This is a genomic window from Enterococcus casseliflavus, from assembly GCF_029215545.1.
Classification (GTDB): Bacteria; Bacillota; Bacilli; order Lactobacillales; family Enterococcaceae; genus Enterococcus_D; species Enterococcus_D casseliflavus.
This window is the reverse complement of the sequence record NZ_CP119393.1, coordinates 3,155,713-3,171,540: the sequence shown is the minus strand read 5'-3', so window position 1 is coordinate 3,171,540 and position 15,828 is coordinate 3,155,713. Positions and strand designations below refer to the sequence as shown.

The window sequence follows — 15,828 nt, the reverse complement described above, 5'->3', positions numbered from 1 at the left end:
ACCAAAAAAGCCGTTGCGACCAATAAATGGTCACAACGGTTTTTGCTTTTTCCCAATAAGTTTAGCGTGAAGTACGGCTGGCTGGATCTAAGCGGCGTTCAATAAAGCTCAATCCAAGATCCGTAATGATCGCCATCAAGGCAGTTGGTAAAGCACCGGCTAAGATGATCGATGCACCATCCGTCGCATTGGTTCCACGGATGATGATGTCCCCCAGTCCACCAGCACCAACGAAAGCCCCAATGGCGGTGATACCGATCGCCACGACTAAGGCGTTTCGAATCCCTGCCATGATCACCGAAACAGACAATGGCAATTCGATCATATACAATCGCTGCCAGCTAGTCATCCCCATCCCTTTGCCGACATCTAACGTATTGCGGTCGACTTGGCGCATGCCAGTATAGGTATTTTTGATGATCGGTAACAAAGAATAAAGGAAAATCGTTAAAATCACGACATTCACACCTAAGCCCATGCCGATCATTAAAATCGAGATCATCGCTAAAGATGGAATCGTCTGGATGATATTGGCGAAACGAATCACCCAATCTGCCAAACGCATTTTTTTAGAAATCAAGATCCCGATTGGAATCCCGACGATCGAGGCAAAAAGTACCCCGTAGATTGAAATCAAGAAGTGACGAATGAACTGGGCAAAAACATAGCCGCCATTTTCTTGAAAATAGAAAAGAAATTGTTGGAATAAATTCATGTCTGCCATTTCGTCACTCTCCTTCGAAGTAATTATTTTCTTCTAAGAAACGTTCGGCAACTACCGTTGGTTCTAGAAGGTCATTATCCACTTGGTAATTCAATTCTTGCATTTTTTCGGTATCGATTTTGCCTGCTAATTTGTTCAGGGCATCGCCGATTTCAGGTGTTTCTTTCAACAATTTGTCATCGACGATCGGTGCGGCATCATAAGGCGGGAAGAAGTTTAGATCATCTTCCAGCATCACGAGATCGTAACTGCCGATCCGGCCGTCGGTTGAGTACCCTAAAACGATATCCATTTTTCCGTTATCAACAGCATCATAGACGAGGCCGATCTGCATCGGTAGGATGTTTTGGAAAGAGAACCCATAGGCTTTCTGGAAGCCATCGTACCCATCGCCGACCCGTGTGATCCACGCGGTATCGACCCCTGCAACCAATTGATCTGCGACATCTTTCAAGTCACTGACTTTTTCCAATCCGTATTCTTCGGCAGTATCTTTTCTGACAAGAAAGACATACGTGTTATCAAAGCCGTAAGAAGGGAACCAAGTCTGTTGGTACCGTTGCTCAAATTCTGATTTGACTTTGTCAAAGGCGGCTTGCGGATCAGATTCTGGTTCCAACCCTAACGTCGTGGTCAAGTCAGTTCCTGTGTAGCGGGCAGCTGAGATCGACGCATCGCCATTCATCATCGCTTGGTGATTGATGGTCGTTGTTGCTAAGTTGTTAATGACGGTTGTGTTTTTATCCGTATAGTGTTCGACCATACCGGCAACCACCGCGCCAAGAATTTGGGCTTCGGAAGTGATGCCACCTGTGATCGCCACGGTATTCTCATCAGAAGTCGAGGCTAAACCGGGAAAGGAACAGCCGGACAGTAAAGCGACACCTAAGGAAAACAACAGCGCTAATTTTGAAGTTTTTTTCATTACGCATCCCCCCTTAAGGCAGCTGGTGTCAGTTTGTTTTCTAACAAACCCAGTAACCAGTCAGCTAATAAAGCAAAGATCGTCACTGGAATCGTTCCAGCAAAAATCAAAGGCGGTTGGTAATTGTTTAGTCCGCTAAAGATCAAATCACCAAGCCCACCGGCACCAATGTAAGAAGCCAAGGTAGCCCAGGCTAAAACATACACGGCCGATAAGCGGATCCCTGCCATGATCGTTGGGATCGCTAGGGGTAATTCCACACTAATGATCGACTGTAAGTTGGTCATTCCCATCCCTTTGGCAACATCGCGGTAATTCCAATCGACTTTTTTCATTCCAATGTAGGTATTTCGCAAAATCGGCAACAAGGAATAAATGAAAAGAGCGACGATGGCAGGGACTTTTCCGACACCTAAAATCGGGATCATCAATGCCAATAGTGCCAAAGAAGGCACGGTTTGCAGCGCACTGGTGATGCCGATCACGACCGTTGCTGCTTTGGGGAAACGGGTCAAGATCACACCGATCGGTACAGCAACAAGGATCCCTAAGAGCAAAGCAGCAAAGGAGATATACAAGTGTTCGAGACTTTTGGTGACCAATTGGCCGCCATATTCATTAAAGAAGCTTTGCATGCGCTAGACCTCCTCAGTTTCTTCAGGTTTCGCCGACTCAATGGCTTCCATGATCGATGGCTCATCGCCCCAAATCACGTCATAAACGATATCAACTAAGGAAGCACGGGTCAAAATCCCGACTAAATGTTTGTCGGCATCTACTACCGGCACATATTTTAAGCCGCGTTTTAAAATGCGTTGCAAGGTATCCCGCAACAAGGCGGTTTCACGAACGAAAAAGACATCTTTGTTCAAGATATCGCCGACACTAGTAACTTTGCCACGGTTGCGGTCGATGGATTCGACATCGATGTAGCCTTTTAACACGTTGCTATTGTCGGTAACCAGCAAGGTATCGACCCGTTTTTCCCGCATCAAGTGAATCGCTTCTTGTAAGGATTTTTCTGGTGTGATAGCGATCGGGGTATTCAACATCACGTCTTTGACTGGCGTCGTGTCAGGTTTTGCTTGCAACAAGCGGTCTTCACCGATCAATTCTTCCACAAACGGTGTTGCTGGGTGTTGCAGAATATTTTCTGGTGTATCAAATTGAATGACTTTTCCTTCACTCATGATCACGATGCGGCTAGCAAGTTTCAATGCTTCATCCATATCATGGGTAACGAAGACGACGGTTTTTCCAAGCCGTTCTTGCAAGTCTTTGACCAAATCTTGTAGGGAATCACGAGTGATTGGGTCTAGTGCGCCAAAAGGCTCATCCATTAAGATGACATCTTGGTCAGCTGCCAAGGCACGGACAACACCGATCCGTTGCTGTTGGCCCCCAGATAATTCGTTGGGGTAACGGTCGAGCATTTCTCGCGGCAATTCCACCAAGTCGATCATGCGCTCGGCAGTTTTGTTGCGTTCTTCTTGGCTGACTTTTAACAATTTTTGAACCAGTGTAATGTTTTCCCGAATCGTCATGTGAGGCATCAAACCGATGCTTTGGATCACATAGCCGATTTGACGGCGTAATTCCACTGGGTTGATCTCTGTAACGCTTTTTCCATTGATCAAGATTTTTCCTTTAGAAGGATCCGTCATACGGTTGATCATCCGCATACAAGTCGTCTTTCCGCTACCACTTGTCCCGATGAAGCAAATGAATTCGCCTTTTTCAAAGGAAAGATTCACATCTTCAACAGCGACTTTACCACCTTTGTAAATTTTGGATACCTGCTGAAACTCAATCATGATGTCACCTCTATTTTTATTTAAGCAATCTGAATAATGGCTTAGAATCTGTACTAAGTATGCCGAAAAGTCCCTTGTTATTCAAATAATCTGCCCATTTTTTTCATAATTGTATAGACAAAACCGAAAATAGCGCCAGAAGCAAGTCCAAATTAAGGAGCGATGCATAGGGAAAAGAAACGGCGAAGATCCCCCGTTATTTTTCATTGGGAAAAAGGGTGCTTTTTTGCAGAATGCCTTGGCAGCAGTCTCTTTATTTTTTTCTAAGAAAGGGCAGAATAAAAAGCTGTTTTTTCAATTTTTATAAAAACATGCTAGAATAGAGAAGAATTTAGGGAAAGAGAGGAACAACATGCTTACAACTGAAGATTTTGATTTTGAATTACCGGAAGAACTGATCGCCCAAACGCCATTAAGCGATCGCTCAAGTTCCCGTTTATTAGTGGTTGACCGTGAGACTGGCAAATTTGAGGACAAGCACTTCTATAACATCATTGATGAATTGGCACCAGGGGATGCCTTGGTGATGAATGATACACGGGTATTACCAGCTCGTATCTATGGCGAAAAACAAGAAACAGGTGCCCATCTGGAAATCCTTTTACTGAACAATATTGAAGGGGATATGTGGGAAACCTTGATCAAGCCAGCCAAAAGAGCCAAAGTCGGCACGAAGATCACCTTTGGCGACGGACGATTAGAGGCAGTGGTGGAAGAAGAGCTCGATCACGGCGGCCGGATCATTCGTTTTCAATACAAAGGGATCTTTTTAGAGATTCTGGAATCACTTGGCGAAATGCCGTTACCGCCTTATATCAAAGAACGGCTTGAAGACCCAGACCGCTATCAAACGGTTTATGCCAAAGAAAACGGCTCAGCTGCTGCACCAACTGCCGGCTTGCATTTTACCCCAGAATTGCTAGAGCAGATCGCAGCAAAAGGTGTCAAGCTGGTTTATCTGACTTTGCACGTTGGTTTAGGAACGTTTCGTCCAGTGAGTGTCGATAATATCGCTGATCATGAGATGCACAGCGAATTTTACCGTTTGACAGAAGAAGCTGCCGCTCAATTGAACGAGGTTCGGGCAAATGGCGGCAAGATCGTTGCAGTCGGAACGACTTCGATCCGTACGTTAGAAACCATTGGGACTAAGTTTGATGGGCAAATCAAAGCCGATAGTGGGTGGACGAGTATTTTTATCACGCCAGGCTATCAGTTTAAAATCGTGGAAGCTTTTTCTACCAACTTCCATTTACCAAAATCAACCTTAGTGATGTTAGTCAGTGCCTTTGCAGGACGCGACCTAACACTTTCTGCCTACCAACATGCCATCGATGAGCGGTATCGCTTCTTTAGCTTTGGCGATGCGATGTTCTTAAAATAAACAAAAAAAACTGAGCGACGTAAGCGGCTCTTTAAGTTGAAACAATTTCTCAACTTTTAGAACTGCTTTTTTGTCGCCCAGCTTACTACTAGAGGAAGGTATAAGTGGTGGTCGCTTTTTGTGGTCCATGCAAAGCAATGTTTCTCGAAAATTTGTTTTCATTTACAAACTTACACATGTTTCGTGTATTCCGATACAAAATGAGACGTATCATTTTTCGATATGGAAATGTTCGATCCTTGTTACGTTTTTCTTCTTGTTACTTTACACGTTTGGTACTAGGTGAAACTTGTACGTTCAACAACTTTTAGTAGATTGAGTTTGCGATATTTACGAAAACCACCAACAGAGTTGCTACCTTCCTTACACGTATACTATAACACGAAACGGAAGCGTTTGCAAAAGAAAAAGGTCGTTTTCCTCAAAAAAAAGACCGGCGAACCGATCTTTTAAGCAAGTGCTCGTTTAGGCAGATTGTCATAAAACGCTGCTTTGGTTGCACTGATATATGGCGTCAGCCATAAGTAGCCGATTCCTGCAGTCATGATGGCCAAAATGTGCCAGCCGATGAAGCTCAGATCAAGGATGAACAGTTGACCTTTGTAGCCTCTCATTAAATGACGGCTACCTGTGATGCAGCTGAGAAAATCTGGTCGCATGCCCGTTTCTTCATAGGTATCATAAAAGACAAAATACGCTTGAGAATAAGAATAAGCTTTAATGATCCCTGGAATGATAAACAGGAATGTCCACAGTGTCGTGAAAATAGTCGACAGAATATAGATGACGATGATCCCTAACACGAAAGCGCCACTGAAGCCGCGAAAGACATCAGAAAAGGGCTGGATCGATTGCTTCTTACCGCGTAAAATGTCAAGGAAAGTCCAAGAGATCCCAGCACCGAATAAGGCAGAAAATAGACCGCTGATCAAACCGCCGCCGCCACTGCCACCACTGCCGCCAGCGGAATTGACTGCATCGGTAGAACCAAGATCATTGAACATACCGCTTTGATACAATGGAATAACAGTAAGGACGATAATGACGAATGCGATAGCGATCGAGATCAAAGTCGGTACAATACACATCAAAACACTGTCTTTCCAGCGTCCTCGCAGCATTGCTTTTGCTTCTGCTTTTAGTTCTCTATTTGATTTCATTTCAAAAAACCTCCCTTCAATATAAATAACATGATAGCAAACTTTCGCTAAATCTTCAAAAAAAAGTAATAGATGTTTCGCATGACTAGGAGAAAATACTCTTAGTTTCTTTAAACTTCCTTGCAAAATGTAAGGGCAACCCTTATCATAGATAGCGTTGCACAGTTAATCGAGTATAGAGAGAAAGTAGGGAAATGAATGACGGAACCAGCCATTCGTTATCGTCTGATAAAGAAAGAAAAGCATACCGGTGCCCGTTTAGGCGAACTGATCACGCCTCACGGAACCTTTCCAACGCCAATGTTCATGCCAGTCGGCACATTAGCAACGGTCAAAACCCTTGCCCCTGAAGAGTTGAAAGAAATGGGTGCAGGCGTCATTTTAAGCAATACCTATCACTTGTGGTTACGTCCAGGAGAAGACATTGTTGCAGAAGCAGGCGGCTTACATAAATTTATGAATTGGGATCAACCAATCTTAACAGATTCTGGTGGTTTTCAGGTCTTTTCATTAGCCGAAATGCGTAACATCGTCGAAGAAGGTGTCCATTTCAAAAACCATTTGAATGGATCGAAAATGTTTTTATCTCCTGAAAAAGCGATTGATATCCAAAACAAATTAGGGTCAGATATCATGATGAGTTTTGATGAGTGTCCGCCATTTGATGAAAGCTATGACTACGTCAAAAAATCGGTGGAACGGACGTCTCGCTGGGCGGAGCGTGGCTTGAAAGCCCATGCCAATCCAGATCGTCAAGGCTTGTTTGGGATCATTCAAGGTGCAGGCTTTGAAGACTTGCGCAAGCAAAGTGCCCAAGACTTGATCAGTATGGACTTCCCAGGGTATTCCATCGGCGGCCTGTCAGTTGGCGAACCAAAAGCGGAAATGAATCGCGTGTTGGAATTTACGACTCCTTGGATTCCAGAAAACAAACCACGTTACCTGATGGGCGTTGGGGCAGCTGACTCCTTGATCGATGGCGTGATTCGCGGTGTCGATATGTTCGACTGCGTTTTACCAACACGGATCGCAAGAAACGGTACCTGTATGACTTCAAAAGGTCGTTTAGTCGTGAAAAATGCGCAATATGCCCGTGACTTTCGACCAATTGACGAGAAGTGTGATTGCTATACATGTAAAAACTATTCTCGTGCGTACATCCGCCACTTGATCAAATGTGATGAAACCTTTGGTATGCGTTTGACGTCTTACCACAATGTCTACTTCTTATTGAATCTGATGAAAAATGTCCGTCAAGCCATCATGGATGACAACTTGTTGGAGTTCCGTGAGCATTTTATTGAAGAGTATGGGTTCAACAAGGAAAATGCGAGGAATTTCTAACATTCTCTACTAAAATGGTGGGAATAATAGAGGAATTCTGATAAAGTATCTTATAGGAAAGAAAATAAATCGAGGTGAAAAAAATGGCACAATCTTTACCAATGCTCTTTATGCTGGTTGCTTTAGTGGCAATGTGGTTCTTTATGAGTCGTTCACAAAAGAAACAACAGCAAGAGCGTAAAAATCTTTTAGAAAATATGAAAGCTGGCGATGAAGTCGTAACCATCGGCGGACTCCACGGCGTTCTTTCTGAAGTCAACACAGAAAAAAGCACCGTGATCATCGACTGTGAAGGAATTTTCTTAGAGTTTGATCGTTCAGCGATCCGCACAGTGAAACCTGGAACTGTTGCATCCGTTGAAACACAAATCGAACCGGCTGATGTCGAAGACGCAACGAGCATCCAAGACGAAACCAAAGAATAAGCACAAACGCACCGTCGCTTTCTCAGAAGCGACGGTGCATTTTTTTTAGTAGTCGGACAGTTTCTAAAATAAAACAAGCACCGCAGCAAAACAGAGATCGCTCGTTTTGCTGCGGTGCTTTGATTGCCTTCGTTACTCGATCGGAATCAGTTTCTTTGACGCTTGTTTGCCTTGGTCTTTTGGCAACGTCAATTTCAAAATTCCTTCAGCGTAAGAGGCTTTGATTTCATCCTCTTTGACGTTTTCTAACAGGTATTGTCGCCGAACGCTTGTCAAGCTGCGCTCGCTGCGAACCAGACGTCCTTTTTCATCTTCGGTCGCATGATCCGTCTGGTGTTGTCCCGTAATCGTTAAAACCCCATTCTCATAGGTTACTTGAATATTTTCTTTAGGGATGCCAGGCAGTTCTGCTTCAACGAGAAATTCCTTGTCATTCTCGTGAATATCGGTTTTGATCAGGTTCGATGGAAACCCATCAAAAAAACTGCGGCCAAAATCTTCAAAGAAATCAAAAGGTGTCATACTGTATGAATCTGAGCGGCGTGGCACAATCTCATGTGTCATAAGAATCATCCTTTCTTTATTCTTTTGTTTTTACACTTTTTATTTTATTCATTTTTTAGCGAATTTCAAGTGATTTACTCGCTTTAAAAAAATCTTAAAAAACCTTTGATACCAACGTTTTACTCCTTGGTTTTGGCGTGTTTTTACATTGCTTCGTTCCTGTTTTCCCCCTCATTTCGCCTGCTTTTTCTGCGTGACAGTATATACTTAATGATATATACTAAAAGCGAAGTGGAGGAGGAAAAACATGGCACGTTATAGAAAACGAATGCTTGTTGCTTTGATCTATGCATTGCTGTCGTCGATTGCCCTAAATCTCTTTTGGTTGCCGGGAAATATTTATGCGAGTGGGATCACTGGTTTATCGCAATTGTTGTCGCAGCTTTTAGATGAGCAGTTGAATCTGCAGCTTTCGATCCCGCTTTTGGTGCTTTTTTTTAATGCGCCATTGTTAACGGTTGCTTGGGTCAAAATCGATCGAGAATTTACCATCATGACGGTTTGTACCGTCGTCCTGTCTTCTGTTATGATGAAGGTAGTACCGGTCATTGCTTTAACGACCGATCCGGTGATCTGTGCCGTGTTTGGCGGATTGCTGCACGGGGTGTCGGTGGGCTTGACATTGAACGACGATTTTTCAACGGGTGGGCTTGACATTTTAGGGATTTTAGTGAAAAAAGCCACTGGTAGAAGTATCGGCAGTTTCTTTATCGGCTTCAATGTCAGTTTGCAGCTAGCAGCTGGGCTGATCTTTGGCTGGCCTTATGCTTTTTATAGCGCCATTTCCTTCTTCATCAGTGGGCGGATGGTCGACTACGTCAACCTGAAGCAGCGGCGTGTGCAGCTGCTGGTCGTTACAGAAAAAGCAGAACCCGTCATTACGACGCTGCAATGTGCCTTGCAGCGAGGCATCACGGTCATCAACGATGTCGAAGGTGGATTTGATCATCAACAGAAAAAACTATTATTACTGGTCATTTCCCATAGAGAACTCAAGACCGTCGAAGGCATGATCCAAGGAATCGATGAACAAGCATTTGTCAGTGTTTCTTCTGGCGTCAGTGCCAATCGATCGTTTTATGAATGGTAGCAAAGTGAAAGAAAGTAGGAGAGACGTTGAAAAAACAAGCAGTATTTCAAGAAGTTGCCCAGCAGATTGCGCAACGGGTTCATGAAGGTATGTACGTGACGAGCCAAAAACTTCCTTCCGATTATGATTTAGCAGAGGAATTTCAGTGCAGCCGTTTAACGGTGCGCAAAGCCATCGATTTATTGATTGCCCAGAATTTGTTAGTGAAAGAAAAAGGCAAAGGAACCTATGTCATGAAACAGCCCAAGATCCAAAGCGGCTCCGGCGGTCTTCAAAGTTTTACTGAAACTGCAAAGGTCCAAGGGAAAAAGACCCGTACGGAAGTTCTGCATATCGAAACCGTCAAAGAACTCCCGATAGAGATTGGTCAGCTGTTTGGCGATTATGGCAAGGAACCGATCGTTTATTTGGTGCGCTTGCGTTACTTTGATGATGAGCCGATGACGGTGGAAAATCTTTACGTACTGAAACGCTATCTGCAAGAAGGCACCGCAGAACTCACGAAAGCACAATTAGAGTCGTCTTTATATCAAGTTATTGAAGCCAACATCGAGATTGGTTATTCCCATCAAGAGGTGGAAGCTGTGAAAAGTCCTGCCGATATTGCGAAACTTTTACAGGTGCCTCAAGAGGAACCGATGCTTTTGGTCCATTCGATGACCTATTCCGCATCAGCCAAACCGATCTTATACGATACATCCTATTACCGAGCAGACAAATATACCTTCAAAAATACATTAGTGCGTCAAAAATAAAATCAATCCTTTAGAGGTGAAGACAATGGATCCACTCACAGCAAGTATTGAAGCCAATTGGTCAGAATTTCTCACGCTTTTGAGCGAGGTGATGCAGATCGCAAGCGTCAAAGGTGAGTCGGCGCCCCATGCGCCTTATGGCACCGGACCACGAGAAGTGTTAGCATACATCATGGAAAAAAGCGCAGCATACGGGTTTCAAACAACGGTCATTGATGATGCGATCGGCTATGCCCATTGGGGACCAACGGATACCGACTATATCGGTGTGTTAGGACACTTGGATGTCGTCCCGGCAGGTTCTGGCTGGAGCTACCCACCGTTTGCACTAACTGAAAAGGACGGCAACTTTTATGGCCGTGGGATCTTAGACAACAAAGGCCCGATCATCAGCTGTTTGTTTGCCATGAAATTGTTGAAAGACCTTGGGCATCAACCGCAATTACCGCTGCGGATCATTTTCGGTACAGATGAAGAAAGCGGCATGTCGGATATCCCGCATTATCTATCGGTTGAGCAGCCACCGCGTTTTGGTTTTACGCCAGACTGCAAGTATCCAGTGGTTTACGGCGAACGAGGTGTCGTCAATGTGCAACTTGATTTTCCATTGCCCGCCCAAGAACAGCAGCTGTTAGCGGCGTTTTCTGGCGATCAATTCCGCGATCATGTGCCAGACCACCTATCGGTAACCATAGGCAGCCAGTCCTTTGAAGCACTAGGCAAACGCTCCCCTAGCAATGCCCCTGAGCTAGGGGACAACGCCATTACAAAACTTGCGCAGCAAGCAGCACCGCAACTAGCGGCGACACCGTCCGTGCAAGCAGCTTTGCAGTGGATCACCCAAAGTTTTCACCAGCAGCACTATGGCGAAGGCATTGATTTGGTACTAGAAGATGCTGATTCAGGAAAGTTGATCTTGACCCCTGTGGTTCTCCAAAAATCCGCCAGTGGATTAGCGTTAGAAGTGGCCTTTCGTTATCCGGTATCGGTAACAGAGGAACAAGTGCTCGCTGGGGTGCAAAAGGCATTGCCAGAAGGGGCAAGCCTTACGATCCTTCGCAGCATTCCGGGGTTCTGCCGATCAAAAGATGCCCCCGAAATCCAAACGCTATCGACGATCTATCACCAAGTAACGGGCAATGATCCAACCCCCGTGACCACTACAGGAGCAACCTATGCCCGCAAGATGCCAAATATCCTTGCTTTCGGTCCGTCTTTTCCAGGGCAAAAAGGGATCGCTCATAACCAAGATGAGTACATGGCGGTTGCCGATCTACGGATGAATCTTGAAATTTATCTGCGCAGCTTACAAGCACTGACAAAATAAGCGAAGACACGAACGAAGAAGAGTTTTTCCATTTTTTTGAGAAACTCTTTTTTTAGTATAGACATAGTAGTATATACCGTATAGAATATACTTGAAAGCGCTATGAAAAATGGAGGGATATTTATGTGGGGAATGATTGCTACATGGCGGATGGCACACGATGGCGTGCTCGCTGCTAAATCAATATTAGAACAACAAGGCTCCTGCCAAGATGCAGTAGAAACAGCCATTAAAGCAGTGGAAGATTATCCATTTTATAAATCGGTGGGGTATGGCGGGCTGCCCAACGAAGAAGGCGTGTTGGAAATGGACGCTGCCTTCATGGATGGTGATACCTTCAAAATTGGTGCCGTCGCTGGGATCGTCGATGTGGAAAATCCTATTTCCGTGGCACGCAGCCTAAGTGAGGAAAAATTCAATAGTTTTCGGATCGGCCAAGGAGCGGTCGCTTATGCGCTTGCCGAAGGATTCCAGCCCAAAGAGATGCTGACACCGCGAGCCAAAACCATTTGGGAAAAGCGCAAAGCAGAGATCGCTGCCAACAACCTCGATCCCTATGACGGCCACGATACAGTGGGAGTAGTTGCGCTGGATGAACACCAAAGCATGGCAGCAGGAACCTCTAGTTCTGGTTTATTTATGAAAAAAAGCGGTCGTGTTGGCGATTCACCTTTATCTGGATCTGGTTTTTATGTGGATAGTGAAATCGGCGGTGCCGCTGCCACAGGGTTAGGGGAAGACTTGATGAAAGGCTGCCTTTCCTACGAAATCGTCCGTTTGATGGGAGAAGGGCTAGCACCGCAAGAAGCATGTGATCAAGCCGTTTACGACTTTGAAGCGCGATTGAAGAAGCGCTACGGCAAAGCCGGCGCCTTCTCGCTGATCGCCTTAGATAAACAGGGTCGCTGGGGGGTGGCAACCAATGTAGAATTTACCTTTAGTGTCGCAACCACCAATCAAGAGCCTGCTATTTTTATGGCAACACCAGGACCTGAGCAGACAACCGTGATCGAACCCATCACGAAAGAATGGTTGGAGGCGTATGAAGAACGGATCAAAGCGCCGGTCTAACAACCGCGATTGAGAAAAACAAACATTGGAGGAATGGATATGGCAACGAAAAAAATCTATTTGTTTTGTGAAGCTGGAATGTCAACGAGTATCATGGTCAATAAAATGATGGAAGTCGTCAAAAAGCACAACATGCCTTTGACGATCGAAGCATTCCCTGCGATCCATGCAGAAGAAAAAGTCGAACAAGAAAAACCAGTCGCTATTTTGTTAGGTCCACAAGTACGACACTTAGATAGCAAAATGAAAGCAACTTTCGAGCCAATGGGGATTCCAGTCGGCACGATCGCGACAGAAGCATACGGCATGATGGATGGCGAACGAGCGTTGAAAGATGCCTTAAGCTTGATCAAAAAAGCCAAAGCAAAGTAATAAAAGTGTTGGAGTAACAGGGGACTACGTGTTATCTGCCAGATAGCACGCAGATGGGAGGAAGAAAAATGCAGAAATTTTTAAACTGGTTAGAAAAAGTGTTAACACCGATGGCAAAGACGATCGGTGAAAACAAATACTTGATTGCGATTCGTGATGGTTTCTTATTATCCACACCGTTGTTGATCGTGGGTTCACTCTTTTTAGTCTTGACCAATTTTCCGATTCCAAATTGGAACGAGATGATGAGCAGTTTGCTGGGAGACAATTGGGCAACGATGTTGAATATGCCAGCAACAGCCAGCTTTGACATTATGACGATTTTAGCCGTTGGTGGGATCGGGTATAGTTTGGCAAAACAGTTTAAAGTTGATGCCATGCAAGCAGCCATTATTTCACTCGTTTCTTTTTTTATCGTGACACCATTTACGACCGTTTTCACACCAGAAGGCTCTACGGAAGTATATGAAGTTGGCAGCCTGCCATTACGATGGATGGGTTCTAGCGGTTTGTTCTTAGGGATGGTTGTTGCCTTGATTTCCACCAGAATGTTCGTTGCGTTATTACGCAAAGGGTGGACGATCAAAATGCCTGACGGTGTTCCCCCAACTGTGGTGAAATCCTTTGAGGCGTTGATTCCCAGCTTTGTGATCGTGACGGTCTTTATGATCGCCAACTGGTTAGCAAACTTGACGTCTTATGGCAATCTCCAAGAGATCCTCTTTAAGTTCTTACAGACACCGTTGTTAAGTTTAGGAAATACTTTAGGTGCCATGATCATAGCTTACCTATTTTTGCATTTTTTCTGGTTCTTTGGGATCAATGGTTCTAGTGTGGTCGGCGCTGTCTTCAATCCTATCTTACGGGCATTATCTATTGAAAACTTAGATGCTTTCAAGAATGGCGCAGAAATTCCTAACATTATCACCGGTCAATTTCAAGACATGTTCGCGACCTTTGGTGGGGGCGGTTCGACATTATCTTTGATTTTAGTCATGATCTTAGTCTGTAAAAGCCAACGGGTCAAAAAACTATCACAGTTATCGTTAATCCCAGGTATTTTCGGGATCAATGAACCCATCATCTTTGGGTTACCGATCGTCTTGAATCCAGTTCTGCTGATTCCTTTTGCTTTAGTGCCAACGATCAATATTATTATCTCTTACTTCTGTATGGATCTTGGGTTAGTCAACTATACCAATGGAATTCAACTGCCATGGACCACACCACCGATTATTTCTGGTTTCTTAGTCAGTGGTTGGCAAGCGTCCGTGTTACAAGTCTTGTTGATCCTCTTAGGAATGGCTATTTATTATCCGTTTATCAAAGTCTTAGATAATCAATATCTAAAAGAAGAAGCGGATACCGTTGAACAAGAAGAAGAGGAAATCAATTTTGATGATTTCGATTTTGATGATCTGTAAGAAAAGAGGCACCGCTCATGAAAAAAATAATTTTGATTCTTAATCATGTCACTGCAGGGATGGGAAGTGATGAAAATGCTCAGTTGCCGCCAAGCGGTAAAAAAGCTGCCCTTGGTCCAGGTCGAACCTTGAATCCACTTTTTCAAGAGCAAGACGCACAAATCGTTGCAACACTTTATTGTGGTGACCAATATTATCACGAGCATCAAGAAGAAGTGAATAAAAAATTTGTGGGGTTTGCTAAAAAATTTGACGCCGATGCCGTTCTTTGCGGACCTGCGATGCATTATCCTAATTTTGGCGAAATGGCAGCAGGATTGACGAAAGTATTCAATGCACAAGGAATTCCAGGGGCTGCAGCGATGTCAGAGGAAAACCCAGCAGTGGCAATCTATGTCAAAGACATCTATATCTTGAAGATGCCGAAAAAAGGCGGAATCGGATTGAATGATTCCTACAAAAAGATGGCGCACGTTGTTTCCCAGCTTGCCCACGGGAAGCCTCTAACAGAAGTAGACCAAGAGGATTTGTTTTAAAGAGAAAGACGATCAGCGTTGGCTGGTCGTTTTTTTGTGTGTGAATCAAGCCAAACGTGTTCGATGTAAGACATAAATCGACTAAGCCTGTTGATGATTTATTTTGATTTACGTAGAATAGATACAAGTTAGGAGGGATTCGGTTGTACCATACCGCATTTGGAGTATATGGAATTTTGTTTCAAGGTAATTGCTTGGCCGCCATCAAAAAGAAGGCGGGACCTTATCAAAACCGCTATGATTTGCCGGGCGGCAGCATGGAGGCAGGTGAGTTGCTGGAAGACACGCTGTGCCGAGAATTTAAAGAAGAAACCGGCATGACTGTCACTAGCTATCATCAATTTGGAACAATTAATTTTCTCTATCCTTGGCGATACAAAGAGACAACAATGAACAATCATATCTGTGTCTTTTATGAGATTCGAGCAATCGTTGGAAAACTTGAAAAAAACGTTCACCAATTTACTGGACAGGATTCATTGGGAGCAGTTTTCTTACCCATCGAGCAGCTAAATGAAGAAAATGCATCACCTCTTGTAATAAAAGCTTGTGAGGTGTTTAAACAGAAGGCATTTACGGCAAGAAGCCAACGCCTAATGAAATGGGATGTATTAGAGGACCCTTCTTATGAATAATCCTTTCAGATCGTAAGACGTTTGACAGAAAAAGTGAAAAGAGCAGATGATCATATTTAGTAGGGATAAGGTGTTTTCGTAAATCCCTCCATTGTTCAATTTAGCACATGACATTTTTCTTAATAAAAACCGAAACTTTTGTCCACTTCTTTTCCTTAAAACCTCTTGAAAACGCTTAATTTAAAGGGAGTTTAATAAAACTGTGAAAAAAATCACAAAAACTATTTACAAACGAAAAAAGATGTTGTATGATCTGTATGTGAAGTAGTTAACAAACA

At 44.1% G+C, this 15,828-nt stretch carries 17 protein-coding genes; 11 read left to right on the top strand and 6 right to left on the bottom strand.

Translation table 11 applies throughout. The features are described 5' to 3' along the window. Window positions 1–61 precede the first annotated feature (61 nt). The 4 genes from P0G38_RS14925 to P0G38_RS14910 are packed head-to-tail and all read right to left on the bottom strand — an operon-like array spanning window position 62 to window position 3,463. Window positions 62–724: an ABC transporter permease gene (locus tag P0G38_RS14925; RefSeq protein WP_005227316.1), complete on the bottom strand. Its 663-nt coding sequence runs from the start codon at window positions 722–724 to the stop codon at window positions 62–64. 4 nt (window positions 725–728) lie between these two features. Further along, window positions 729–1,649 carry an osmoprotectant ABC transporter substrate-binding protein gene (locus P0G38_RS14920; protein ID WP_010748740.1) on the bottom strand — a complete coding sequence of 307 codons (921 nt, stop codon included), beginning with the start codon at window positions 1,647–1,649 and terminating at the stop codon, window positions 729–731. After that, window positions 1,649–2,284: an ABC transporter permease gene (locus P0G38_RS14915; RefSeq protein ID WP_016609633.1), complete on the bottom strand. Its 636-nt coding sequence runs from the start codon at window positions 2,282–2,284 to the stop codon at window positions 1,649–1,651. Before P0G38_RS14915 ends, P0G38_RS14920 begins: the two co-directional genes overlap by 1 nt. Before the next feature lie 3 nt (window positions 2,285–2,287). Continuing rightward, window positions 2,288–3,463: a betaine/proline/choline family ABC transporter ATP-binding protein gene (locus tag P0G38_RS14910; RefSeq protein ID WP_005227327.1), complete on the bottom strand. Its 1,176-nt coding sequence runs from the start codon at window positions 3,461–3,463 to the stop codon at window positions 2,288–2,290. Window positions 3,464–3,815: 352 nt separating this feature from the next. Between P0G38_RS14910 and queA the strand changes: the two genes are divergently transcribed. Next, window positions 3,816–4,847: a tRNA preQ1(34) S-adenosylmethionine ribosyltransferase-isomerase QueA gene (gene queA, locus P0G38_RS14905; protein ID WP_275852671.1), complete on the top strand. Its 1,032-nt coding sequence runs from the start codon at window positions 3,816–3,818 to the stop codon at window positions 4,845–4,847. Between the two features lie 449 nt (window positions 4,848–5,296). On the opposite strand, the gene P0G38_RS14900 is transcribed toward queA, so the two are convergent. Continuing rightward, complete coding sequence (locus tag P0G38_RS14900; protein WP_275852668.1) at window positions 5,297–6,007, bottom strand: DUF975 family protein; 711 nt, start codon at window positions 6,005–6,007, stop codon at window positions 5,297–5,299. 198 nt (window positions 6,008–6,205) lie between these two features. On the opposite strand from P0G38_RS14900, the gene tgt reads away from it, so the two are divergent. Beyond that, entirely contained in the window at window positions 6,206–7,351 is a 1,146-nt protein-coding gene (gene tgt, locus P0G38_RS14895) for a tRNA guanosine(34) transglycosylase Tgt (protein WP_005227333.1), read from the top strand. An 83-nt stretch (window positions 7,352–7,434) separates the two neighbouring features. Beyond that, on the top strand, window positions 7,435–7,776 hold the full coding sequence (gene yajC / locus P0G38_RS14890; protein ID WP_005232170.1) for a preprotein translocase subunit YajC: 342 nt from the start codon (window positions 7,435–7,437) through the stop codon (window positions 7,774–7,776). 132 nt (window positions 7,777–7,908) lie between these two features. Here the strand turns inward: yajC and P0G38_RS14885 are convergent, their stop codons facing one another. Further along, window positions 7,909–8,340: an Hsp20/alpha crystallin family protein gene (locus tag P0G38_RS14885; RefSeq protein ID WP_005227339.1), complete on the bottom strand. Its 432-nt coding sequence runs from the start codon at window positions 8,338–8,340 to the stop codon at window positions 7,909–7,911. A gap of 247 nt (window positions 8,341–8,587) precedes the next feature. Here P0G38_RS14885 and P0G38_RS14880 point away from each other — a divergent pair, with 247 nt between their 5' ends. From P0G38_RS14880 to P0G38_RS14845, 8 genes are all read left to right on the top strand, one after another. Beyond that, entirely contained in the window at window positions 8,588–9,430 is an 843-nt protein-coding gene (locus P0G38_RS14880; protein WP_275852660.1) for a YitT family protein, read from the top strand. 26 nt (window positions 9,431–9,456) lie between these two features. Continuing rightward, window positions 9,457–10,185 (top strand): GntR family transcriptional regulator, LSA1692 subfamily, encoded by a 729-nt coding sequence (locus tag P0G38_RS14875; RefSeq protein ID WP_275852657.1) that lies wholly within the window; start codon window positions 9,457–9,459, stop codon window positions 10,183–10,185. A gap of 25 nt (window positions 10,186–10,210) precedes the next feature. After that, a complete protein-coding gene (locus P0G38_RS14870; RefSeq protein ID WP_275852654.1) occupies window positions 10,211–11,512 on the top strand; it encodes a Sapep family Mn(2+)-dependent dipeptidase in 1,302 nt (433 codons plus the stop codon). Between the two features lie 123 nt (window positions 11,513–11,635). Beyond that, complete coding sequence (locus P0G38_RS14865) at window positions 11,636–12,583, top strand: glycosylasparaginase (protein ID WP_275852651.1); 948 nt, start codon at window positions 11,636–11,638, stop codon at window positions 12,581–12,583. Window positions 12,584–12,622: 39 nt separating this feature from the next. After that, window positions 12,623–12,955, top strand: coding sequence for a PTS sugar transporter subunit IIB (locus P0G38_RS14860; RefSeq protein ID WP_005227348.1), 333 nt, complete (start codon window positions 12,623–12,625; stop codon window positions 12,953–12,955). Between the two features lie 68 nt (window positions 12,956–13,023). Continuing rightward, a complete protein-coding gene (gene celB / locus P0G38_RS14855; RefSeq protein ID WP_086339082.1) occupies window positions 13,024–14,379 on the top strand; it encodes a PTS cellobiose transporter subunit IIC in 1,356 nt (451 codons plus the stop codon). Window positions 14,380–14,396: 17 nt separating this feature from the next. Further along, on the top strand, window positions 14,397–14,915 hold the full coding sequence (locus P0G38_RS14850) for a GrdB-related putative oxidoreductase (RefSeq protein ID WP_275852646.1): 519 nt from the start codon (window positions 14,397–14,399) through the stop codon (window positions 14,913–14,915). Window positions 14,916–15,058: 143 nt separating this feature from the next. Then, window positions 15,059–15,550, top strand: a complete 492-nt coding sequence (locus P0G38_RS14845) for an NUDIX hydrolase (RefSeq protein WP_275852642.1) — start codon at window positions 15,059–15,061, stop codon at window positions 15,548–15,550. Window positions 15,551–15,828: the final 278 nt, after the last annotated feature.